We start from the raw sequence: 24,489 nt of genomic DNA on the forward strand, positions 1-24,489 counted from the left end.
ATGTCAATATAGATTTTAAAAATATGTCTATCTTTTTCAAACATGAAAAAGACATCCCCTATTGGAGATGCCAATTCGTTTATTTTAAGTACGTTGTATAAGATTCAGTCTAGACTCTTCGGGATTCTAGTGCTATTTGTTAGTCTTGAAAGTTGCATGGGCATATCCCCGTTCATGGTTGAACCTTCTTAAAAACAAGTACAGCATTGTGTCCGCCAAACCCAAATCCATTTGAAATTGCATAGTTCATTTCTATTTCCACCGCTTCATTTGGGACATAATCTAGATCGCAATCTTCATCCGGTGTATCTAAATTGATAGTCGCTGGTGCAAGGTTTTGCTCTATACTCTTCAGCGTAATTATGGATTCAATTCCGCCTGCTGCCCCAAATAGATGTCCTGTCATAGACTTCGTCGAGCTGACTTTCAACTTATACGCATGGTCACCAAATGCTGATTTTATCGCTTTTGTTTCTGAAATATCTCCTTCTGACGTACTCGTTCCGTGGGCATTAATGTAGGATATATCCTCTGGATTTACTTGTGCCCGTTCCATCGCCAATTTCATAGCTCTGGCAGCCCCATCGAAATCTGGAGACGTGATATGGAAGGCATCCGTTGTTGACGCATATCCTACAATTTCTCCTAGGATAGTTGCACCGCGTTTGATCGCATGATTATACTCTTCTAACACGAGAATACCGGATCCTTCAGACATGACAAATCCATCACGACTTTTATCGAAAGGTCTGCTTGCTTGTTCAGGTGAATCATTGCGTGTAGACATCGCTCTCATTTTCGAGAAACCTGCAAACGACAGTGGATTAATGCTTGCCTCAGCACCACCTGCCACAATCGCATCAGAGTATCCGTGTAAAATGTTTAAATATGCTTCTCCAATCGCATGATTGCCTGTTGCACAGGCTGAAACAGGAGAAAAACTTGGACCCTTTAATCCATTTTTAATGGCAATAATGCCTGCTGCCATATTGCTAATCATCATCGGCACCATGAATGGTGATACTCTTCTAACGCCTTTATCCAGGAGGACTTTATGGTTTTCCATAACCGTGTCTATTCCGCCAATTCCTGAACCTACATAGACACCAACGCGCTCCTTATCCACTGAGTCTTCACCAATTCCAGATTGTTCGATAGCTTGTTTTGCAGCTACATAAGCATATTGCGCAAACAAATCGTATTTCCCCAGTTCTTTTTTGTCAAAGTACTGTTCCGCTTCAAAGTCAGATACAAGTCCTGCAATCCTCGTATTAATCTCTTTGAATTCTTCAGATTCAATGGGTTGAATACCAGATTTTCCACTTTTAATATTTTCCCAAAGCGTCTCTACATCATTTCCTAATGGAGATACAACTCCGTATCCTGTTACTACTACTCTATGTTTCATCTAATTTCCTCCATAAATTTCAGTATAGTTACCTCTGCATGTCGAGCATCTTTTTTAGTTGTGTGGACACAGTTAAAAGGAATTCCGATCCTAGTACCCGTCGATATTGAAGTGCCCCTTTTACACTTGCAATCATAAGTGCAGCTATTGCATGGGTATCTTGAAATGCTGTACCTTTCCTTTCACCATATATGTCTTCAAGTAGATTTTGGGTATATCTAATTTCCATTTCACTCAATCCATGAACAGCTTCTTGCATGGAATCGGGAATATAATTATAATCCGCTTGCAACGAGGATAATGGACATATTTCATTGTTTCCTATTTTTTCAGTCCTTCTAAAAATGAATGCCCATAACTTTTCTTCAGGCGTGACATCCAACTGACATACTGAGTTATACGTTGTCTCTAGACCATCTTTTATCTTTGTACAGACCGCTAAGCCCAAGTCCTCTTTTTTCATGAAATGATAGTGAATGCTCGCCTTTGTTACATTCAACTCTTTAGCTAAATCGTCATAACTAAATGATAAGTAGCCTCTCTCACTAATATTTCTTAATGTTAACTCGATGATTTGTGATTTTCTATTTTCCATACACAAACACTAACTTACTAGTAGGTAAGTGTCAAACGATCTACTGCTTCCTGTGCAACAACCCATCCACGCATCAACTTTCACACGGATGGGTTGTTTTTTTATAAAGGACCCTTCACATTATTGGATTCTCGGGAATTTTCATTTCACGATTAGGATAGATTGCTCGGATCACTTCAGAAGACAGCAACTTTTGAATTGCGATTCCTGGAAGCTCCATCGAAACACCGTTCAAACTATTTTTATATTGGTGCAGGATGGTATACGGATAATGATTGCCCGATATTAAAGTCACGAGCTCAGTTTGAAATTCTTTATGACTTTGCTCAACTTGTTCTTTTGCTTGTTCTAAAGACAAAAATGGATCAGCTGCGATCGCAACATGAGCAGGACTAATCTTAAATTCAATGATGACTTGCACAAACTCCTTGGTAAGTAAATCTACTGCGGGATCGATATAAATCAATGATTTCATGTAGTTATCCTCCCCCTAAGCTCTTAAGATGAATGAGTAAGAAGCATATCCAAAAAGTTCTCCTAGTCTTCTAAATGCTCGTTCAAAGAATCCATCTTTTACAATTGTATTTGCATGTTTCCTCGACAGCTCCCCAAAATACGTTAAGTATGCATAAAGGTCAAGAACCTTTTGCTTCTTGATCCACCCCTTTCCACAAGTAATTAAATTACATTCATCGTAATGATATACAGACAATTAGTCCACATTGAGGAAGAGCTGCTATTCCCTTTATACTGCCATCATATGAATGTGAATCCACTACCAAGCCACAACTATATATGAGACAATCAAGCTAACATAAATAAACGGTGTATCGTTGAACAGACGATGTTATCCAAGTATAAGCCGATAACTACATGATCTAGATGTACATCAAAAGAGAAGGGATTTATTGTGAAACGATTATTAGATTGTACCGCTTCTGATTTTCAAAAAATGAATGGTCAGGAATTAAAAAACTCCATTCGAGCGTGTGAAGGAAGAGTAATGTTATCGGAGACGATGACTTCTGTGGCACCACTTTATCCAGGAATCACAAATGCTGAACTTGCAGCGTCCTTTGGCGCGGATTTGTTATTACTAAATTTATTTGATGTTTTTACTCCTGCTGTCGCTGGATACGAATGTGATATGAATGAGTCCATCATTGAAAAGGTAAAAGAATTAACAGGACGTCCCATCGGTTTAAATTTGGAACCTGTTGACCTGAACGCCAACCAAATCGAAAAGTTAGATACAATCTCAAAAGGCAGAATGGCCACCGAAGAAACATTAACAGAAGCAAAAGAACTAGGATTTGATTTCATCTGTTTAACGGGGAATCCTAAAACAGGCGTGACCAACGATGAAACGATTGTTGCTATTCAAAAAGCCCGAAAGGTTTTTGGTGCCGAAGGAATGATTATCGCTGGGAAGATGCATGGAGCTGGTGTCACAAATGAAACAGGCAGCGGCATTATTTCAGAAGATACTCTATCAAAGTTCATTGACGCAGGTGCAGATGTTATTTTAATGCCTGCTCCCGGAACCATACCTGGTATTACGGTTGGAACCGCTGAAAAATACGTTCGTTTCGTCCACTCAAAAGGAGCATTAGCGATGCTCACGATCGGTACAAGTCAAGAAGGTGCCGACGAAGCAACAATCCGCCAAATCGCACTCAACAGCAAGATGGCAGGCGCCGATATTTATCACATCGGAGATACTGGTTTTTATGGAATTGCGGTGCCGGAAAATATTATGACCTATTCGATTGCTATTAGAGGTAGGCGGCATACTTATGTTAGAATGGCGTCTTCTGTGGTGCGATAATAGACGACCAGTACTTATTATCAATGAGTCATCAATAATTATAGCTATCAAAAAAGCCATCCCGGATCCATCTGGAATGGCTTTTCAAAATTGTACATTAAATCGATTCACAGCTAAACTCAGTTCTTCACGAAGTTTGTTAACTTTCCAGTCGAATTCTGATACTGTAGAGCAAGCATTAATATAGTTATCCTTATCGAAAGAATAGTGGACCGCACCGCGCGCGTATCCACCTTCATACATTTTCTTGATGAAATCATTTTTCTACAATTATTTCCTATTTGAACCAGGTGAGCTAACACAACATCCTCTTCTTTGAGTAAAATACCCTTTTCTCTTCGGCTATTCTATAGTTCTCTAAAGCCTGCCTGTTCTTTCTGCTCTTTCTTCTTCAAGTTTACTGAATCGATTTTAACTCCGAGACTGTTTCCCCCGACTTATCCAGTACTTTCACTTCACCTATACCTTTCACAAAGTACCTTTTCTGGCCATTGCTGTTAGACACTTCTACTGCATTTGTAAATGTTTTATAAGGCGTATTTACAGTTTTGTTCACTCCCGTTATGGTATTGGATTCGAGCATATCCATACCCGGCTGCCATTTGGAGTTTACTTTTACTGGATAAGCTAACTCTTTACTGCCGTGCGGAATAGGAAATACCATGTAAAGTCCGTCTTTGTCTTCTGTTTGGTCGATATATTCAATACTGCCATCGCTTGTATCTTTGTATTCCCACAGATATCCGTAGAACGCTTTTCCTCCAAATTCCGTGTGGACTTTCTTATAAGAAATCTGGAATTCGCCCTGGGATTTCGCGTATATATACGTTTTCGTCAGATCATACGCATACCCGTCTGTTTTCATGGTACGCTGTTTAAACTCTATGCTCAGTCCACGGGCCATAAATGCTGAGAATTGCTCACGTGTCACGAATGCAGCGGGTCGAAACGTACCATCAGGATATCCAGTGAGTACGTGAGAACCTGCAAGTGTTCCAATCGCATAAGAAGCTTTCATATTATACCCGACATCACTAAATTCTCCGGTGGTACCCGCTTGAGACCAAAAAATACGAGAAAGTATCATCGCCATATCGCCACGTGAGATGGGGGTGTCTGGACGGAACGTGCCATCTGCAAAACCACTCAAATGACCGCGGTCCCAAGCTGAGTGAATATAGCCGCTTGCACCATGATTTTTACTAACGTCCTTGAATTTCGTATTTCGTTGCGTACCATCGAGTTTCAGCATACGACCAATCATAATCGCAACCTCTCCCCGTGTTACATTTTTCTTGGGTTGGAAGTTCCCATCGGAATACCCACTGATAATATCCTGTTCAACTAAATAATTCATTTCATCGTGAAAACGGTTGGTATCTGGAACGTCCGGGAATCCTGCTGCCGCAGCTGGCTGTGCAGCTAGAACGAAAGACAAAGATAGCACGGTGAGGATTGTAGATAATCGCTTCATGAAATCTCTCCTTTAATAGTTTGTATATTAAGATTACCAATAATTCCACAATTTATCAATTCTATTTTGATAGACTCTCTTCCATAACCTACTTACTCCATTTATGTTTCTTGGCATTGAGAATGCATTCATAAATGTATTCGAACCCCTTGATGTATAGGGAACGATTTCCTAAGGAGCAGGCCACGTTCATCGACCATGCAGGATGCAGGCGTAATATATGAGTTTGGCGATGTCCATTCCTATGACCAGCGTTTTATCCGTAACTTGATTAATTTTAGCGTTTTGCTTAAAATTCATAATATGTCCTCCTTGGTATGCAAATTAGGGGTCAATTCGTGCAGATTTGACACCCCGCATCATACCAAGAGGGCTTTTTCTATTCAAATCCTAGAAAAAGCTTCTAACAAGAATGCTCCCTAATACTTGAATACATAGGTGAGGCGGCAAATGTATAGTGCCATCATTCACTATAAATCCTCAATGCTATTTTTGATTAATTACTATTGGGTGAGTTCTTTCTGGACTTTCAGACGGTATTCTACACTACTGAGTAATTTCGATTCAAAGGAATTCAAGTTATGACTAATCAATATATTTTGCCAGATGTTCAAGTCATCTGTTAGAAGGACCATTTCAATCTTATGTCCTTTGTGGTTTTCTGCATATAATGCATCGTTAAGGACGAACGCGGTCGATCCACCTTTTGCCCCTAAATGGGTAAATTGCTCCTGGTTTCCTTCGTTAAGTTGCATTGGCCATTCCAACAAATCTCTTGCAGTTTCAGCTGCCTTTGCTGGAAGCTCATCATTCGATATGATTCCCAATAACTTTCCGTAATCATTAGCCGATGCACCAATCAAACGATCTGACCATACTTTCTGTACCTTCAAAGCCGATTCAAACGTTATTTCTTCAGCCTTGATAGTTCCCATCTTCATTTGTTTACTTAATTCCCTAGCTAATTCCCGATACTCCTCATTTGGTAACGATTCAAGTTCTTTTATTAATTGCTCCTCATCCATCGATTCGGTTTTTATGTGATCCGGGATTAAAAGAGCACTAACAATCGGATAAACTTCCTCCTGCTGCGTAAGACCAAGTGACTGTGCTCGCTCATTAATAGCAGCTATGCCCAGCAAATCAATCAAATAATCTGTGTTGGCATTAGAGCTGTAGGTCGCCATTCCTTTAGCAACGTCATGCAGCATCACCTTATTATTATTAACTTTCCCTTCTTCATTCATCGTCCTCAACCACTCTTCATGTGCGTTGCCATCCGTATTTTTTATGTAATAACGGTTTAAATCGTCTACTGGGACAGCATCATCTTTATTTAATATGCCGGCATCAATTTGCATGGCGTATTCAACAGCAATCAGCATCTTCACAGTACTTGCCAATGGTCGAACTATATCTGAATGATAGGTAATTAACCTTTCCCCATTTTCCTCCAAATAAAAAGAAGTCGACTGCGGATTATCTTTTAAATGGTTCATAACGTAATTTGGATTGTCTCTAAATACCGAGTATCCTGCAATTCCGATAACTAGAACAATCGATCCGTAAATTATTAATCGTTTTTTTGTATATGTTTTCTTATCTAACACAATCGAAGCAATGAACCCAGTAATCAGTGCAACTAAATAATTAACGCTAAAAATTACCACCGCAATGATAATTCCTAGCACAATCAATACCGTTACAATTACTTTTCTAAAGTCCTCTTTCGTTCTTTTCTCTTTTTTTAGAGGTATCAGCGTAAGAAGAATGATCCCCAAAAGCCCAATCCACGCCCAAATATTCATATAGGAACTTCCTTTCTACCAATGACTTTATATATAAGTACCTTACTGCTTTCTCTTTTAAAAAAGGATACAAAATCTTCCTTACAGAAAAATTATTCACTCACTATCCGACGACAATTAAATTATTTCAATTCCCGTAAAATAACTTTTAAAAGGATAGTAGCAAAGCCAGCACAAGTACCATCATGGGATTTCCCATGTAAGCACCTACCTTCTACTCTCTATACGCAATAAATTTCCAGAGGGTTTCATCAATTCACTACATATTAGGAAATAATAAACCAATTCATAGGTTCACCTCTATTGCCCCGACTATTCCACCCTCTAATAGCACCCCGCTTCAATATATGAGATAATCAATCTAACAGAACCAACGTACTAAACACGAAAAATTGAGGTGCCGCCATGAAACCGGTCATACTAGCTGAAAAACCTTCCCAAGCCAAAGCCTATGCAGATGCCTTCACTGCCCGTAAACACGAAGGCTATATGGAAATCCATCCATGCCCCACGTTTCCGGAGGGGGCTTTTTTGACATGGGGTGTTGGGCACCTCGTGGAATTGAAAGAACCTCATACTTACAATCCAGCTTGGAAGCGCTGGTCACTTGGAAGTTTGCCGATTTTACCGGAACGCTATGAGTTTCAAGTGTCGAAAGGAAAGTTCAAGCAATTTCAAGTCGTGAAAAAGCTCATTAAAGGCACTAATACCGTCATTAACGCATGTGACGTGGATCGCGAAGGATCGAATATCTTCTATAGTATTTATGATCAGACAGGTGCTCGTAACCAAACCATCAAACGCTTGTGGATCAATTCTCTTGAATCCGAGGAAGTGATCAAAGGATTTGAGAACTTACTTGATAATAAGAAGGATTTGCAGATGTACGAAGAAGCCAAGTCCCGCCAGATCAGTGACTGGTTGGTTGGGATGAATGGCTCGCGGTTGTACACGTTGTTATTGAAAGCCAAAGGAATCGAGGAAGTGTTCCCAATCGGGCGCGTTCAATCTCCTACGGTCTATTTGATTTATCAGCGGCAGCGTGAAATTGAGACGTTTGTGTCGGAACCATTTTTTGAAGCGGAGGCTTTATTTACAGCTGCGAACGGAACATACAAAGGGAAAGCCAAGTTGAAAGAACCGAAACGGGAATTGATAGCTGATGCGTTGAATAGTCGCGGTATCACGAAGCGAACACCGGGCACTATCTCGGAATTGAAGACAACGGATAAACGCATGCCGCCTCCTCAGCTGCACTCCCTTTCAACGCTGCAGGCAACTGCAAACCGTCGCTGGAAAGCTAGTCCTGCGACCGTCTTGAAAACAATGCAGACGCTGTACGAGAAGAAACTCGTGTCATATCCTCGTACAGACACGCGGCATATCACACCGAGTGAATTTAATTACCTAGCAGCATCGGTTGAAAAATACCAAGAACTTATTGGAAAACCATTCGAAATTGCTTCAAAGACGCCTAAAAAACGTTTCGTCGACAGTTCAAAAGTACAAGAACACTATGCTATTATCCCAACTAAAAAGGTTCCCACAGCAGCGACAATCGCAAGATTAGCACCGTTGGAACGTAATTTATATGAAGAAGTTGTACGTACCGCACTCGCGATGTTCCACCGCGATTATTTATATACAGAAACGAAAGTAACGACCGACGTCAACGGACTTCCCTTTTTTACGACGGGGAAAACAGAAGTGGACAAAGGTTGGAAAGAGCTATTTGCTGCACCTCCGAAAAAAGGGAAAGAAGCAGACGAACCTGCTCTTCCACTTCTAGTGCAACATGATGCCGTACAAAGTGAAATCGGGATTAAAGAAGGTGCGACTCAGCCGCCAAAACCGTACACTGAAGGCCAACTAATTGCGATGATGAAAACGTGCGGGAAGCTTGTTGAAGATCAGACGGAGACGGATATTCTAAAAGAAATTGAAGGGCTCGGTACGGAAGCGACGCGAAGTAATATTATCGAGACGATTAAAAAGCATGGCTATATTTCTGTCACGAAAAACATTGTGTCGATTACGGATAAAGGTCGCGTCCTTTGCCAAGCCATCGAGGGTAGTTTGCTCGCAAGCCCCTCAATGACTGCGAAATGGGAAACATATTTGAAAAAAATCGGCAATGGTGAAGGAACGGGTCAGCATTTTTTAGGAAGTGTGTCGAAATTCATTTATAAGTTACTTGAAGACGTGCCGGTGCAACTCGAGCAACAAAAGATCGATATCGTGTTGCCACCATCCAAATCTGCTAGTCGAAAATCCTATACAGCTACAGAGGTTGCACCTTGTCCGAAATGTGGAAACGGTATGATCGTCGCAAGAAAAGAATTTTACGGCTGTAGCAACTATAAAAGTGGCTGTAAGCAAACGTTTCCGGGGTTATTTTTGAAAAAGAAACTAACACAAGCACAAGTGAAACTGCTTTGTACGAATGGAAAAACAAACGTCATTAAAGGATTTACGCATGCGAACGGTCAGAAATTTGATGCCATGCTTGAATTGAAAGAAGGCAAATTGAACTTAGTGTTTGTTTAAGTAAAAAGGAAAGCCGTCTCTTGAAAGGCTTTCCTTTTTTGTTCTATTTTTACAATACAGGTGATAGAAGACGCGAAATGCCTTCTTTAAATTTAATGACAAGCGAGCGTTCTGCATAGCGTTCAGGTGTCAGTTCTGAACTGACCTCAATGTCTTTCAAGAACAAACTATGCAGCTTTTGCGCTACCTTTTCATCGTAGACGATTGCACTGACTTCGAAGTTTAAATGGAAACTGCGAGAATCTATGTTCATTGTCCCCACTGCCGCCACCTCCTCGTCAACAACGATGGTCTTTGCATGCAAAAACCCATTTTCATAAAGTAAAATTTTCGCTCCATAATCCAGCAGATCTCCTGCATACGCCCACGTCGCCCAATAGACAAATGGATGATCTGGTTTACATGGAATCATGATCCGCACATCAACTCCAGACAACAACGCAATTTTACATGCGTCCATAAAACTTGTATCCGGTATGAAATAGGGAGTTTGGATATAGACACTCTTCTTCGCAGATAAGATAAGTTTGATATACATATTTTTCAAATGCTCTGTGACGGAATCGGGACCACTCGAAACTGCCTGGATGGGGCTCATCCCTTGTTGTGGCTCTTCAGTAAATGTGTACTCATCCCACTCACCAGGCTTATTATTGCCAGCTCGGTGCCAATCTAATATGAACTTGCCCTGTATGTGGTGGACGGCTTTTCCTCTAATACGAAGGTGTGTATCCCTCCAGTATCCAAACTTTTTGTCCAGCCCCAGGTACTCGTCCCCTACATTGAATCCGCCAATATACGCGATCCGACCATCGATAATGACCAGTTTACGGTGATTCCGGTTGTTCACTCTAAAGTTGATTAATCTAAAAAACGATGGGAAAAATACTTCGACTTCGCCACCCGCAGCACGCAATTCATCAAAAAACTTAGGCGACGTTTTTTTAGATCCGACTTCATCGTAAAGAAGACGAACTTTCACCCCTGCCTTTGCCCTTTCCGTTAGAGCATCACGAAGTCTAGTACCTAATACATCTGATTGGATAATGTAATATTGAATATTAACTTCTTTTACAGCAGCTTGGATATCCGCAATAAGGGAATCAAATTTTTGATGCCCATCGTCAAAAATTTGAACGTTATTATTCGTGGACAATAACGCATCCGATGATATTAAGTTCATGTGAATGAGTTCTTCATGTTTCTTAAGTAACGGAGACTGTTGAACATACTCTCTATAGACCGTTGATAGTTGATGGTTTACTTCGGTATCAATTTCCGTTCTCTCTTCATCTGTCAGCTTATAGAAATTCTTTTGCTTCAAGTTTCGTCCAAGGAATAGATAGATGAAAAAGCCTGCTATAGGAATAAACACCATGACCAATATCCATGCCCATGTATTTCCAATGTCTCTTCTTTCAAAAAACAATACACCTACCAACAATAAAAGATTGATCACTATTGTAATGGATAAAATCAACGTAATTATATATCCTATTCCCATCATTACACCTACCTTCTTGTTTTAATTTTCATGTGACCCACACATTTAAGTCCTTAATAATTTCTTTTTATGTATAGATTACATACTATAGAAAGTAGTATTCACTATAACATGTACCCTCGAATATGGGACAGGCTAGTAGAAAATCGTTGAGTTCGACAAGAAGTTTAACATATTTTTTAATGAGTATGTCTTACAACTTGAATTACCTCGTTAATCAATTATAATTAGTTTCACTTAACGATTAGAATGCGTTCACATAAAGTTGCTACACACGTTAGACGAATTCTATTATGAACAAAAATTGATAGCCTTCGTGAGTTGAACCACAATATTGAACTAAGCAATCACAGAAATAGAAGTTCGCTTTTCAGCATATCCAGTTGCCTCTTTCGTTCACATGTTAGGGATAATTCGACAGCAACATGAACAGAAGTTGAGCACAAAACTCCAACGGCGAAAGAGGTTTTTGAATGGAACAGAAACAGTATGAATACTTAGCGGATAACCCGAATGTGAAAGTCCTTCCTATTATGTTAACGCTCATTATTGGGGCGTTTTTCGCTATTTTAAATGAAACACTCTTAAATATAGCGCTCGTAACACTTATGGATCAGTTCTCGATTTCTTTAACATCCGTCCAATGGATGGCGACCGGATTCATGCTCGTCATGGCCATTGTCATTCCAATTTCTGCGTTGCTCCTTCAATGGTTTACTACGAGACAACTGTTCTTAGGAACAATGGCTGTATTTACGCTAGGTACAATCATTTGTGCGAGTGCCCCGACGTTTTCGATTTTACTGATTGGACGTTTGATCCAAGCGGTAGGAACCGGCTTATTGATGCCGATTATTTTCAATGTCTTCCTATTGATTTATCCTCCGGAACGGCGCGGAAAAGTGATGGGGATGATTGGTCTCGTCATCATGTTTGCCCCAGCAATTGGACCCACATTATCAGGGGTTATTGTTGAATACTTAGGTTGGCGTTATTTGTTCATCATCGTCATCCCATTTGCTTTGTTCTCGATCGCATTTGCCTATAAGTATTTGGTCAATGTGTCCGAAGTGACGAAACCTAAAATAGACTTCGTTTCCTTATTGTTCTCGACAATCGGTTTCGGCTCCATTGTATATGGATTCAGTTCCGTTGGAGAGAGTAAAGAAGGATTTGCAAGCCCAATTGTTTGGTTGTTCATAGGGATGGGGGTAATCGGAATTGCCCTATTCGTTTGGCGTCAGTTGAAGCTCGATGAACCAATCATGAACATGCGCGTATTCCGTTATCCGATGTTCTCACATGCTGTCGTGATGTTTCTAATCATTATCATGGCGATGTTCGCTTCAGAAATCATTTTGCCGATCTATATGCAAGGTCCACTGGCTCTCACTGCAGCGACAGCTGGCTTGGTTTTGTTACCAGGAAGTATTTTGAACGGGATCATGTCACCGTTTATGGGCGCCTTATTTGATAAATTCGGACCGCGCGTGTTGATGATCCCCGCTACACTCGTGTTGAGCGGTACGATGTTCATGATGAGTCAGTTAACCGTCGATACGCCTGTATGGGTGGTTGTAGTCAGTTATATCCTCATTATGCTATCTGTTTCCGCCATCATGATGCCTGCTGAAACCAATGGACTTAACCAGTTGCCGAAACGACTCTATCCACACGGAACTGCCGTGATGTCCACGCTACAGCCGGTTGCAGGAGCGATCGGGGTGTCGGTGTTCATCAGCATCATGAATGCACGTCAGTTACACGTTTTACAGAAATCATCGACTCCAACAGAACCTGCGTCGATAAATCTAGCGTTAGTTTCAGGGGTTGAATTGGTATACTTCATAGCGTTTGGTATGTCCATAGTCGCTGTTGTTCTGTCGTTTGTTGTCTACCGTGCGAAACCGAGTGAAGATGAGGAAAATTCAAGTATGTAAACTTAAATTGAAGCTAGCAGGTGCCAAACTAAGGTGCCTGCTTTTTTGTTTGCTGTGTTACACATGCATGTGAGTGCTAAGTCGACTACACTTACCTAAAGAAGGAGTGGTGACATATGAATCGAAAACGATACCGGAACTTAGATCCAACTGCACGTCCTGCAACCTTTAGTGAATTGGTACGCTGGCAAAAGGAGCGTTTCCGCAAACAGAAAGACATGAGCTTTACGATCGGACAGGCCCCCGACAAGCAGCTGACGTTACTCCACACGAATCAGGATGAGTTGACGATTACATGGATCGGGCATTCGACGTTTCTCATACAGCTTGCTGGTCTAACCATTGTGACAGATCCCGTTTGGGCAAGTCGGATGGGATTTGGTAGAAGGCTAGAAGAACCCGGACTCACTCTGGAAGAAATCCCGCCAGTCGATATTATTTTGCTCTCACATTCGCATTATGATCATTTGGACGTCCCCTCATTGAAGAAACTGAAAGGGACCCCTGCCATACTCGTTCCTGAAGGACTTGGGCGCAAAGTACGTAAACTGATGATGGAAAATCGAGTGTATGAGCTTCCTTGGTGGGGTCAAGTGCGCATCGGTTCTGTGGAATTCCACTTTGTTCCTGCTCAACATTGGACGAAACGTACATTGACCGATACGAATACGTCGCATTGGGGTGGGTGGATCATTCAACGGCATATGGAACCTTCAACTGAAGCGTTACAACCTGAATCGATTTACTTTGCCGGTGATAGTGGGTATTTCAAAGGCTTCTGTGAGATTGGCAAGAAATTCTCTCATATTACGTATGCGCTCATGCCCATTGGGGCGTATGAGCCTGAATGGTTCATGGGGACTCAACATATGACACCGGAAGAAGCGATTCAGGCGTTTGTGGATGTCAGTGCTGATGTGTTCATTCCGATGCATTACGGAGCTTTTTATCTAGCTGATGACACTACAGAAGAAGCGTTGAATCGATTACTTACCGAATGGGCACAGCGCGAACTAGAAGATAGTGATTTGAAGGTTTTGAAGCATGGTGAGACGCTTTCCTTTGTTCATTCAACTAAAAATCGCAACTAATTCGGGGTTGTAATTTTTAGAATAGGCTGTATATTTGACTCATAGATTTCCATTATACTTACAGTTGGCAGATGATGAGTTTACTAAAAAGGGGAAGCTGGGATGAATCGCACCTATTTGAAACATGAATTTTTACTGACCGCCAAAAGTAAGCGCACCATTCCTTTTCTTCTGTTTATCGGGGTTTTACTTATCAGTTATTGCTTTCTCATTGTCCCGAATCGAGAAACTAAGGAAACGTTCCACCCTGACGAAATACGGAAATATTTAACCGGGTTAGAAGTGGAACAGACTCAGCGCTTGAAGAACGGAAATACTGGCATCATTTTAATGACGGGGGATCCAGTTTTCGCCAGAAACGATTATTACCACGGATTGTTCAGCGCATTCCTCCACTCTTATGAAGATCGCAATTTTTTACGCTATCTCCACCTGCGTGCCTACTATCTTGAGTCTGATCCTTCCGTTTATCTACATGATAATAGTCTTTTCAAACGCTCTCCATATCCTGTCAAAGATCGGGAACATCTGTATCATCAGACAATGCTCCGTTATGAGGATTACTTGTTGAATAATCGGCCTATAACGGAAGCCTTTCTATTTGAGAAGACTGCGTTCCAATCGCTGCAGACATTTCTACACACGTATGGTTTTTATTTCTTCCTATTTTGTGCCGTTTATTTCAGCTGCGATATTTTGTCACGAGATCGTTCCCATCGGACGGTGTTACAAGGTCTTCCATTATCGTGGTATCGACAGTTAAATTTGAAGACACTAGCTGCATTTAGTTATACACTTCTCGTTTTAGTAACTGTACTTCTCGCAGGTTTTTTTGTTATATCCTCACAATTTGGGTTCGGCTACGGTAACTTGCATGTTCCGATTATGACCGCCCAAAATACATTTACAATTGAAGACTATGGAGTCATCAGTATGATGAAATTTGTAAGTCTATCACTAGCAGCCCTCCCACTATTAGTACTTGTTATCATACGCATCAATGTCATTCTCAGTCTGCTATTGAAGAACGAGTGGCTCGTCCTAATGCTTGGCACATTAGTGATCTTTTCGGAACGTCTCTACGATCCAAGAACGACTCGAGAAATCTTAGGAATCGATATCAGTTATTTTCCGCAAACCTATTTTGATTTCGGAAAGATAGTGACGGGTGAAAAGAACTTCTTATTAAACACGGAGACGATTACGTTGGCTAAAGGGGTTGTTGTACTACTGGTTGCAGCTGCAATCATAGAAGCTGTCCTATTTGTCCTCTCCCGTGTCGTCACTAAACGAAGGCTCTATCAGTCTCGATGAAATCATCTGATAAGGAATGAAACAAGTTATGAGATGGAACTACCTCCTATTTGAAACCAAGATGGTGCTACACAATCGGAAGAATTGGCTACTCGGGATTGCGATTCTTCTGTTTTTCCCAATTTATTATTTGCAGTACAGTCAAACTGATATTAAAACGCTACAAGATCAGAAAAACGAGGAAGCAGAACAATTCCACACTATTTTCAAAGCTTTTCCTGAGGAGATGAGAGAAACGAAAGAGGGGCAGGAAATCTACGATAACCTTACCGAGCAATCCTCCCTCATCAATATGCAACGCTTCTATCTATGGGATGAAGAAGAAAACGACTCATACATTACGGATGGGCTACGGCTTAACGAACTCCGGCTCGCATTACACGAAGCTGGAAACAAAGGAATACATCCAAATTACATTGTCACTAAAGAAGAGATCCATAAAGAAGTGGCGTTGTTGAACTATTACCAGAAGCACCATGTATCCATCGTTCCCGATCCGTTCGTTGCAAGCAATTACATACCCGCTGCGCTCGATACAATTAGCGGATTACCATTCTGTCTCATTGTCTTGCTGATCGGCAGCAGTATGTTATTACATGATCAGCAAAACCGCTCCCTCATGAGAGGACTGCCAGTCTCATTCTTACAGAAAGTGTTCAGCAAAGTAGGAATACATCTGTTCCAACTCTTCGTTTTTCTCGCTGTAGGAATTGGGATTGGTAGTGTATATGTAGGATTGAAAACGGGTTGGGGTAGTTTTACCTCGCCTATCCTGCTCTATTCAGGTGGTACTTTTACTGCCGTCTCGATTGTCCATTATGTCCTTTTGCAGCTTCTGTCGTTTCTACTCATTAGTTTGCTGTTATTAGTTACTACCATTTTAGTAAGCGGTCTAACTAAAAATATGTACGCAACGGTTTTATCCATCGTCTTTCTGCTGCTACTACCCTCCCTGCTTCTTTCAGCGGGTATCGATGCGAGCTGGCTACATCCTCTTGTCATGATTGATATCGGCTCTGTGTTGAGCGGAGAGGCTGCGCTGAAGTTTACAAGCACGTCAATGGACTATAGGCGTGCACTTTCATGGTTCGTTGGCTTAACACTCGTAGTGCTTGCCACTCTGTACATGAAGACCAGACTACAATACACATCGCATCCATCGGGACACGATAAACCAAACTAAAACAGGAGGGACGATCTTGCTGAAGCTTACTGATCTATCAATCGCCTATCAGGATAAAATTGTACTGGATCACTTGAATTTCACTGCTAAAAAGGGAGAGATCATTGGTGTCGCAGCACCGAACGGAACAGGAAAGACGACATTATTCAATATTATTGCGAATTATACGAAACCTGATTCCGGAAAGGTACTTTTTGATGGGAAACACACATACCGGAATGAGAAAGAAGAGGTATTGATCCATAAACAATTGACAACATTTCCTGAACAGAAGGACTTGTTTGATGAACTGTCCGGCACCGATCACTTGAAACTGTATGCATCGATGTGGAATGGCTCTTCAAAAAGCGTCCCCGCCATCATCGACAAACTGCAGATGAACCATTATGTGAAAAAGAAAGCAAAAACGTATTCACTCGGAATGCGGCAGCGGCTCTGTTTTGCGATGATGATGGCAGCAGATACAACTGTAATGCTGATGGATGAAGTGATGAATGGACTCGACGTTACGAACGTTGCACTGATTTCTGAGTGTTTGTTGGACATGAAACAGGCAGGAAAATTAGTTTTCGTTGCGTCACACTTATTAGAAAATCTCGATTTATATGCAGACCGCGTCATCTTCTTAAAAGAAGGTAAAATTGTTCATGAACAACGTTTTACAGAAGATCGCGAAGTCTATTTAAAAGTAGAGATTAGACCAGTGGATTATGATGAACTGAAGACGAAGAATGAACTTCCCGCTGATCACTTGTACATCGCAGAGCATTTGCTCTGTATACCGCTGGAAGGTCTAACCTTGCCGGAACAAACACGTTGGGTTGAGCGGATGCTCGGCAGATTTGGGCATCATCTGACAGTAGGGCCACTCGGGACGGTGGAGTATTATGAAAAATATTATGCGTAATGGCCGGGCTATTGTGTTTGTATTCTTGCTCCTTGTGGGGTGTCAGGCAAAACACATCCCAACCACTGAACAAGCCGTTCGATATGAACAGAATTACGAGCTGTTAGGTGATGAAAAAGATGAATTGATTAAGCTTGTGAACCCCGCACTCTTTACGACTGTGGATCGTAGTAATCCTCAAGCTGAAGCTGTATCAGTACCAGTCGTCCCTAAGACCGGGGAAGAATTAAAACTCAAGACTGGACGTTATATGATTACGGGCTACCCCACTGGTAATATCTATGTGTTCGATGCACAAGGTAAGGAGATCTTACGGGAGATTGTTGGGGATTATGCGGGTGCTGGAAGTCTCACTGTTTCTATAGATGAGTCCTATACAGTTCGAGCAGATGGAGGGTATGATTCTGTAGAAGTTTTCCTTTCACCCACTTCTTTGAATACTGAACTGTCTGCGGGCGTATGGGAAGTAGGGACAGATATTAAGGCTGGGAAATATACGATTTCTGTGGACCAAGGCTACGGGATCTTACAAATTCTTGAGAAAGAAAAGGATGCCATTCTTTATGAATTGGTTGGTGGGACGATCGGTCGTACAGAAAGCACCGTACAACTGAAAGAGGGTCAGTGGCTTCGTGTTACGGATGCTTCGTTCATCACCTTCCATCCCTCAGATACATGACTAAACAAATAGCTTGTTTTGAAAGAGACATTGAATTAGTTGGATACAACCGTGAGTGCTTATAATTAGGCATTCACGGTTTTTAAATATAGATAATTGATGATAGCTTACTATCTTATATAAAAATAATATTGCTTATTTTCTGTCTATTTGATACGTTGGACTAATAGGATTGTTGGAAGGTGATTCACTGTTTGGAATTCATTAGGGGAATGGGTTCCAAAGAGATCCAACTAATCCAAACGAAACCGTAAAGGGGATGGGGAATTGACGATTGAGTTGAAAGAATCTGAGTTGCGCAGAGAACACGAGCTGCCACGTACGGCGGATGGGAAACTGGACTATGAAAAAATCGTGGAAACTCCTGAATTTAAGAATCTTGTCAAAAAGAAAAATCGTTTTTTGACACCCTATGTCATTGCATTTTTTGCGATTTATCTCCTGCTGCCTATATTGACAGGATACACTTCTATTTTAGAAACACGGGCTGCCGGATGGATGACATGGACGTGGGTGTACGCATTCGGACTATTCGTAATGGTTTGGGTATTTACACAAATTTACGTTAAAAAAGCACGTGACTTCGATAAAGATATTGACCAGATTATCCAAAAACACGTTAGAGACTAAGGGGGATTCCGTTCATGAGCTTCATTTCCATTGCAATCTTTTTTGCTGTAATTTTATTGACTCTTTACATTACGTACTGGGCTGCGAAACAAACGCAGACTGCCAGTGACTTTTATACTGCGGGTGGCTCACTGACCGGCTGGCAGAACGGGATGGCCATTGCAGGCGACTATTTGTCCGCTGCCTCATTCCTCGGAATTGCCGGTGCGATCTCATTGAATGGATTTGATGGGTTTTACTACAGTGTCGGGTTTCTAACAGCCTACCTTGTTGTGCTGTTCTTAATTGCTGAGCCCCTTCGTAACCTTGGCAAATATACAATGGCTGATATGATCGGTTCGCGGTTTGGTGCGAAGAAAGTGCGTGGTGCGGCTGCGCTGAATACGATTACGATTGTGTTATTTTACATGCTTGCCCAGCTCGTTGGTGCGGGCGCACTAATCAAGTTATTGTTTGGAATTGATTATTGGATTTCCGTTCTCATAGTAGGCGTAATGATGCTCATTTATGTACTGTTCGGCGGAATGACAGCTACCAGTTGGGTTCAGATCGTTAAAGCAATCTTACTCATGATTGGAACAATCGTGATTTCGTTCCTCGTGCTGATGAAATTCAACTTCAACTTTGTTGGGATGTTCGATGTGATGCGGACTGCGACCGATCACGGCGAGTCCTTCCTCCATTCAGGAGTAGTGTATAAAGATCCGATTGGGTTAATATCCGTGTTGCTTGCACTTGTGTTAGGAACTGCAGGTCTTCCTCACATTTTGATGCGATTCTTTACTGTTAAAGATGCAAAGACTGCGCGTTCGTCAGTTGTCTATGCAGTGTGGATTATCGGAATCTTCTACGTGTTGACGATTTTCCTAGGCTTTGGAGCTGCGAAGTTCGTTGGGTCGAAGGCGATCATTGCAGAAAATGCAGCAGGTAACATGGCTGCGCCGATGCTAGCAGGTGTACTAGGTGGAGACGCATTAGAATCATTCGTCGCAGCTGTTGCGTTTGCTACGATTCTTGCAGTAGTAGCAGGGCTCGTGTTATCAGGTGCTTCCGCCATTGCCCATGACCTTTATGCCGAGATCATCATGAAAGGTAAAGTGACAGAGAAGCAGCAAGTACGAGCTGCGCGTATTGCTGCAATTACCGTTGGCATACTGTCTATATTGTTGGCACTTGGTTCAGAAAAACTGAATGTAGCATTCCTCGTATCACTTGCATTCTGTATTGCTGCATCTGCCAATGTTCCAACGATTTTAATGACAATATACTGGCGTAAGTTCAATACGACAGGTGCGGTTGCATCCATGCTGACAGGTTTGATCACAGCACTCGTATTGGTTGCGGTTAGTCCTAACGTGATTAACCCTGTTCCTGGCGCTGCATTCTTTGTGGGCGATCCACTCTTCCCATACGTAAACCCAGCGATTATCTCCATACCAGCTGGATTCCTAGCAGCAATCATCGGGACATACATTGGTGCGAAACGTCATGAAGCAGATGAAGTTTCTTATGCAGAAGTCCGTTTCAAAGCGGAAACTGGGTACCGCGGCTTGTGATGATAAATGCGTATATGAATAGGTAGTTAAGAACCTGCGAGTCTGTCACTGTAATGTGATGGATGCGCAGGTTTTTTGCTTGTTTATGGCCAGTTGGATTTTGGAGTGGAGTGGTTGCGGTATCCAGCGGGTCTCTACTTATTGAGTTGATTCCCCATTCTATTGATCAGATTCCCTACAAAATGCACAACCATGAAAAAACCACTCCTCTTGGAGGAGTGGTTTTTATAGGAATTATCTTTTTCCTGTACGATCAATGAGAAACGTCATAACTACGAATAGCGCAAAAGCGAGTAATAGAATCGTGCCACCTACAATGTAAAAGACGAGCGCGAATGTCTCGTTAATATTAAATGGGTGAATGAACTGAAGCCACATGCCCGCAGTCAAGCCAATTGACCCAATGATGGCTGCCCAACCGTGAATTGCCACGAGTTTCGTTGCACGAACGCGGTAAATTTTATAAAATACGCCCCATGAAAATACGGATAGCCAGCCTACTAATAAGATGTGCGCGTGGATAGGCTTAAATGCATATGATCCTGATCCCGCCATATGTGAACCCAGCACAGTTCCTACCAACCCAAAAATTGCAGCAATTCGTATTAAACGTATACTCCATTTTTCCTGCATATTGCATTCCTCCTGTGTCGTTCTGATTACCTTAATCATACGACCCCAACATGAACGCAACATGTACAGCATATTACAATTGGGGTAGAGTAATCGTAAAGACGGTCCCTTTCCCCTTTACACTCGTGACGGTAATCTCCCCATCATGTAGCTCGATCACTTGCTGGACAATGGATAACCCTAGACCTGTCCCCTCAGCGACAATTGTCCGAGAATCGTCTTCACGATAAAAACGATTAAAAATATGCGGAAGGTTCTCTTCTGCAATGCCGATTCCCGAATCACCGATTTGTATAGTTATTGAGGTTTCATCCGCAACTAAAGAAACTTCAATGTTGCCGTAATCCGGCGTATATTTCAATGCATTGGACAACAAGTTCTCCCATACCTTCTCAAGAAACGCCGGATCTCCGGTCAATTCTGCATCCTCAATTTCCATAGAGAGTGAAATCTGTTTTTCTTCTAGGAGCCAGCGGTATTTACGTATGGTCTCTTTCAGCTGTTCACCGACATCATATAAAACAGGATTCAATGGGCTCATCATCTGATCGAGTGACGTCAACAATAGCAACTGTTTTGTCAGGGAAGACAACCGATCCGTCTCAGATTGGATGACTCTTGCGTACCCTGCACGCTCTTCAGGGGAGAGAGATTCATCTATCATCAAGCCAGCATATCCTTTAATGTTCAATAACGGTGATTGAAAGTCATGCGACACGTCACTGATGAACTTCTTACGGATTAAATCGTTCTCCCCAAGACGCTCGGTCATTTTTTGAAAACTTTCCGCGAGTTGACCAATCTCATCTTTCTGATGAATCTGCAAGATACCGCTGAATTCTTCTTTTCCGACTTTCTTCGTCGCAAGCGTCAACTGGGTAATTGGACGGATCAGCCGCTTCGCAACGACAAGCATTGCCAATAAACTTGCAATAGCCATCACAATGACCATGCCGCCAAGTAAGAAATGTACTTCAGTAAAAAGTAACTTGATATCCGGACGCAAAAACAGGGCATACTCTTCACCCCTGTATGTAAATGGGACACCGACTGTATTGGAGGTTTCATCCGCAAAAAAGCCAGTAACGAATGTTTCTGTCGGAAAGTTTTTCATGCCATGATAGTTTTCCCCTCGAAGTACAGACTCCACGTCTCCTTTTTCTAAGTTATCAAGACGGTAGGGTTGACCGTAGCGCCGCTCTTTTAAGTCTTTATCTACAAGCAACAACTTATACCCCACAACTGCTTGGGTTTTCAAGTAGAGATCCAAATCTTCGGGTGTCGTCTCTTCAATGTAACCTGCGAGCTGCCGAGCAATATTCATATTTTTTTCATCGTTAGAGCCCTTCAAGTTTTGATGATAATACGTATTGACTGCAAGAAACGCTGTTAGTGCGCTGAATACCATGATCCCTGCGGTATAGAGCAAAAACTTTCCATAGAGGGACCTCATAAGGCACCTGTGTCCAGCTTATAGCCAACGCCCCGTAGCGTTACAATACTTACTTGCTCCGGGAGTCCTTCCAGCTTGTCCCTCAACCGCTTAATATGAACGTTCAACGTCTGTTCATCCCCTTCATAATCGAATCCCCATACTCGATCCAATAATACCTCACGCGTGAACACCTGATTCGCACGTGAAGCAAGAACAGACAACAGTTCAAACTCCTTCAAGGGCAAGAGCAACACCTTTTTCCCTATAGATACTTCATATGTTTGGCGATTAATGGACAGCGGTCCTGCTTGGATAAAGACATCAACAGCTTTGTCGAAACGTCGTAGGATGGCACGGATGCGAAACAGTAATTCTTTAGGCTCAAATGGCTTCACTAGATAGTCGTCTGATCCTGCAAGGAACCCCTTTTCCTTATCCTCTAGTTCCCCTTTTGCTGTGAGTAGAAGAACAGGAATATCCCATTCTGATCGTAGTTTCTTCGTCAGTGTATAGCCGTCCATCTCAGGCATCATGACATCAACTACCGCTAGATCAGGAATCTCTTGCTCCATTAGGTCAAGAGCTTCACGTCCATTTTTTGCTTTTATCACCGTATAGCTGGCTGCGGATAATGTAATGCGTACCAGCTCTAAAATGTTCGGGTCATCATCGACCGCTAGAATTGTTAACATCTATCCCACTTCCTTCTTTTGGACTTACTGCATTCTGCATTCAACAACCCTGAAACCAAAATAATGACAGCAGTCATATAAAGCCAGATCACAAGCATAATGATTCCAGCCAACTGACCATATAACCTTGTGTAATCCACGGCAGTCACCCATCCGCCAAACAAATAAGAAAACAGTTGCCACCCAATCGTCGATAGGAACGCACCTGGAACGACCTGTCGAAACAATACTTTACCACTCGGAACAAATTTATAGAAGAGTAGGAAAAAGGCAAACAAAAACAGTGTGCCTAGTCCCCATTTAACTTTTGGCCACAAAAACAGCCAGCCTTTCCAATCGTCAATTCGATCGTAGTAAGCGATTACTTGATGAAGAATATTTTCAATAAATGGGAGTAATATTGAGAGTGGTACAACGAGCATGAACAATAATGTGACACCAAGGTCACGAAATAGCGATAACCAAAATCCTTTTCTACGTATATAGCCATTTGCCAAGTCCAGGGAACGTGCTAAAGATTGTACCGTAACAGATGATAACCAAAAAGCCCCTGCTAAACTGAAATAAAGCCATTTTCCTTTACCATTCCGTAGCACTTCCCGGACATTGTCTTCAATTAACTGAAAAGACTGCTCAGGAATGAAGGGTCGTAAAAATCGGAATAAGATTTCTTCGTTGACCGGAAACAAATTCAGTAACGATATTACGAAAATAAAAAATGGCAACATCGATAACAATAAGTAATAAGCGGTTTGAGCGGCTTGATCAAAGAATCGTTCTCTTACAAATCGTTGGAGCACTCTCAACCCAGTATTCATTCACAGACTCCTTTTTATATAGTATATGCCCGGACATTCCTTTTTCTATCATGATATACTACATGTGGGTAATAAAAAAGCGAGCCAAGGAATGAAATCCTCGACTCGCTTTTTAAATTGCCCGGCAACGTCCTACTCTCACAGGGGGAAGCCCCCTACTACCATCGGCGCTGAAGAACTTAACTTCCGTGTTCGGTATGGGAACGGGTGTGACCTCTTCGCCATCATTACCAGACAAATTGAGCTTGTTCGCTCAAAACTGGATAAAACCAACATTGATAATCAAGATAGCCTTACGGCTCTTTAACTTATATTTGGGAAAGTCCTCGATCGATTAGTATCTGTCAGCTCCACATGTCGCCATGCTTCCACACCAGACCTATCCACCTCATCATCTTTGAGGGATCTTACTTACTTGCGTAATGGGAAATCTCATCTCGAGGGGGG

20 protein-coding genes, 2 rRNA genes and 1 pseudogene are annotated in these 24,489 nt (G+C 41.9%); 10 read left to right on the forward strand and 13 right to left on the reverse strand.

Annotation, left to right across the window (positions count from 1 at the left end):
• Positions 1-172: 172 nt before the first annotated feature.
• The 3 genes from fabF to DVB69_RS14345 all read right to left on the reverse strand — a co-directional run bounded on the left by fabF (position 173) and on the right by DVB69_RS14345 (position 2,478).
• Positions 173-1,408: a beta-ketoacyl-ACP synthase II gene (fabF, locus tag DVB69_RS14335; RefSeq protein WP_116019789.1), complete on the reverse strand. Its 1,236-nt coding sequence runs from the start codon at positions 1,406-1,408 to the stop codon at positions 173-175.
• 28 nt (positions 1,409-1,436) lie between these two features.
• Positions 1,437-2,003 carry a TetR/AcrR family transcriptional regulator gene (locus tag DVB69_RS14340; protein ID WP_116019790.1) on the reverse strand — a complete coding sequence of 189 codons (567 nt, stop codon included), beginning with the start codon at positions 2,001-2,003 and terminating at the stop codon, positions 1,437-1,439.
• A 115-nt stretch (positions 2,004-2,118) separates the two neighbouring features.
• Positions 2,119-2,478, reverse strand: coding sequence for a protease inhibitor I9 family protein (locus DVB69_RS14345; RefSeq protein WP_116019791.1), 360 nt, complete (start codon positions 2,476-2,478; stop codon positions 2,119-2,121).
• A 435-nt stretch (positions 2,479-2,913) separates the two neighbouring features.
• Here DVB69_RS14345 and DVB69_RS14350 point away from each other — a divergent pair, with 435 nt between their 5' ends.
• Complete coding sequence (locus DVB69_RS14350; RefSeq protein ID WP_116019792.1) at positions 2,914-3,831, forward strand: DUF7916 family protein; 918 nt, start codon at positions 2,914-2,916, stop codon at positions 3,829-3,831.
• A 397-nt stretch (positions 3,832-4,228) separates the two neighbouring features.
• Here DVB69_RS14350 and DVB69_RS14355 read toward each other — a convergent pair whose 3' ends face one another.
• The 3 genes and pseudogenes from DVB69_RS14355 to DVB69_RS14360 form a co-directional block, all read right to left on the reverse strand.
• Positions 4,229-5,305 carry an S-layer homology domain-containing protein gene (locus DVB69_RS14355; protein ID WP_116019793.1) on the reverse strand — a complete coding sequence of 359 codons (1,077 nt, stop codon included), beginning with the start codon at positions 5,303-5,305 and terminating at the stop codon, positions 4,229-4,231.
• A 106-nt stretch (positions 5,306-5,411) separates the two neighbouring features.
• A pseudogene (locus DVB69_RS17970) lies at positions 5,412-5,605 on the reverse strand (IS110 family RNA-guided transposase); the annotation flags it as partial.
• Positions 5,606-5,808: 203 nt separating this feature from the next.
• Positions 5,809-7,113 (reverse strand): serine hydrolase, encoded by a 1,305-nt coding sequence (locus DVB69_RS14360; RefSeq protein ID WP_116019794.1) that lies wholly within the window; start codon positions 7,111-7,113, stop codon positions 5,809-5,811.
• A 405-nt stretch (positions 7,114-7,518) separates the two neighbouring features.
• On the opposite strand from DVB69_RS14360, the gene DVB69_RS14365 reads away from it, so the two are divergent.
• Positions 7,519-9,660 (forward strand): type IA DNA topoisomerase, encoded by a 2,142-nt coding sequence (locus DVB69_RS14365; protein WP_116019795.1) that lies wholly within the window; start codon positions 7,519-7,521, stop codon positions 9,658-9,660.
• A gap of 49 nt (positions 9,661-9,709) precedes the next feature.
• Here the strand turns inward: DVB69_RS14365 and cls are convergent, their stop codons facing one another.
• Positions 9,710-11,164 carry a cardiolipin synthase gene (gene cls, locus DVB69_RS14370; RefSeq protein WP_116019822.1) on the reverse strand — a complete coding sequence of 485 codons (1,455 nt, stop codon included), beginning with the start codon at positions 11,162-11,164 and terminating at the stop codon, positions 9,710-9,712.
• 473 nt (positions 11,165-11,637) lie between these two features.
• Between cls and DVB69_RS14375 the strand changes: the two genes are divergently transcribed.
• The 8 genes from DVB69_RS14375 (at position 11,638) to DVB69_RS14410 (ending at position 20,464) form a co-directional block, all read left to right on the forward strand.
• A complete protein-coding gene (locus DVB69_RS14375; protein WP_116019796.1) occupies positions 11,638-13,104 on the forward strand; it encodes an MDR family MFS transporter in 1,467 nt (488 codons plus the stop codon).
• 116 nt (positions 13,105-13,220) lie between these two features.
• The gene (locus DVB69_RS14380; RefSeq protein WP_116019797.1) at positions 13,221-14,195 is read left to right on the forward strand and encodes an MBL fold metallo-hydrolase; all 975 of its coding nucleotides are present in this window, start codon (positions 13,221-13,223) and stop codon (positions 14,193-14,195) included.
• Positions 14,196-14,297: 102 nt separating this feature from the next.
• Complete coding sequence (locus tag DVB69_RS14385) at positions 14,298-15,509, forward strand: hypothetical protein (RefSeq protein ID WP_116019798.1); 1,212 nt, start codon at positions 14,298-14,300, stop codon at positions 15,507-15,509.
• 28 nt (positions 15,510-15,537) lie between these two features.
• A complete protein-coding gene (locus tag DVB69_RS14390; RefSeq protein WP_116019799.1) occupies positions 15,538-16,692 on the forward strand; it encodes a hypothetical protein in 1,155 nt (384 codons plus the stop codon).
• A gap of 16 nt (positions 16,693-16,708) precedes the next feature.
• Positions 16,709-17,599 (forward strand): ATP-binding cassette domain-containing protein, encoded by an 891-nt coding sequence (locus DVB69_RS14395; protein WP_116019800.1) that lies wholly within the window; start codon positions 16,709-16,711, stop codon positions 17,597-17,599.
• The gene (locus tag DVB69_RS14400) at positions 17,580-18,278 is read left to right on the forward strand and encodes a hypothetical protein (protein ID WP_116019801.1); all 699 of its coding nucleotides are present in this window, start codon (positions 17,580-17,582) and stop codon (positions 18,276-18,278) included. Before DVB69_RS14395 ends, DVB69_RS14400 begins: the two co-directional genes overlap by 20 nt.
• 267 nt (positions 18,279-18,545) lie before the next feature.
• Entirely contained in the window at positions 18,546-18,908 is a 363-nt protein-coding gene (locus DVB69_RS14405) for a DUF485 domain-containing protein (RefSeq protein WP_233505416.1), read from the forward strand.
• Positions 18,909-18,922: 14 nt separating this feature from the next.
• Positions 18,923-20,464, forward strand: a complete 1,542-nt coding sequence (locus DVB69_RS14410; protein WP_116019802.1) for a solute symporter family protein — start codon at positions 18,923-18,925, stop codon at positions 20,462-20,464.
• A gap of 234 nt (positions 20,465-20,698) precedes the next feature.
• Here DVB69_RS14410 and DVB69_RS14415 read toward each other — a convergent pair whose 3' ends face one another.
• The 6 genes from DVB69_RS14415 to DVB69_RS14440 form a co-directional block, all read right to left on the reverse strand.
• Positions 20,699-21,097: a hypothetical protein gene (locus DVB69_RS14415; protein WP_116019803.1), complete on the reverse strand. Its 399-nt coding sequence runs from the start codon at positions 21,095-21,097 to the stop codon at positions 20,699-20,701.
• Positions 21,098-21,170: 73 nt separating this feature from the next.
• On the reverse strand, positions 21,171-22,550 hold the full coding sequence (locus DVB69_RS14420) for a sensor histidine kinase (RefSeq protein WP_116019804.1): 1,380 nt from the start codon (positions 22,548-22,550) through the stop codon (positions 21,171-21,173).
• Entirely contained in the window at positions 22,547-23,224 is a 678-nt protein-coding gene (locus DVB69_RS14425; protein WP_116019805.1) for a response regulator transcription factor, read from the reverse strand. The genes DVB69_RS14420 and DVB69_RS14425 overlap by 4 nt, the downstream gene beginning before the upstream one ends.
• Positions 23,218-24,042, reverse strand: a complete 825-nt coding sequence (locus tag DVB69_RS14430) for a YihY/virulence factor BrkB family protein (RefSeq protein WP_116019806.1) — start codon at positions 24,040-24,042, stop codon at positions 23,218-23,220. The genes DVB69_RS14425 and DVB69_RS14430 overlap by 7 nt, the downstream gene beginning before the upstream one ends.
• Before the next feature lie 119 nt (positions 24,043-24,161).
• Positions 24,162-24,277 (reverse strand): 5S ribosomal RNA (gene rrf, locus DVB69_RS14435).
• Between the two features lie 79 nt (positions 24,278-24,356).
• Positions 24,357-24,489: ribosomal RNA gene (locus DVB69_RS14440) — 23S ribosomal RNA — on the reverse strand; the annotation flags it as partial.

It is taken from the genome of Sporosarcina sp. BI001-red, from assembly GCF_003384035.1.
Classification (GTDB): Bacteria; Bacillota; Bacilli; order Bacillales_A; family Planococcaceae; genus Sporosarcina.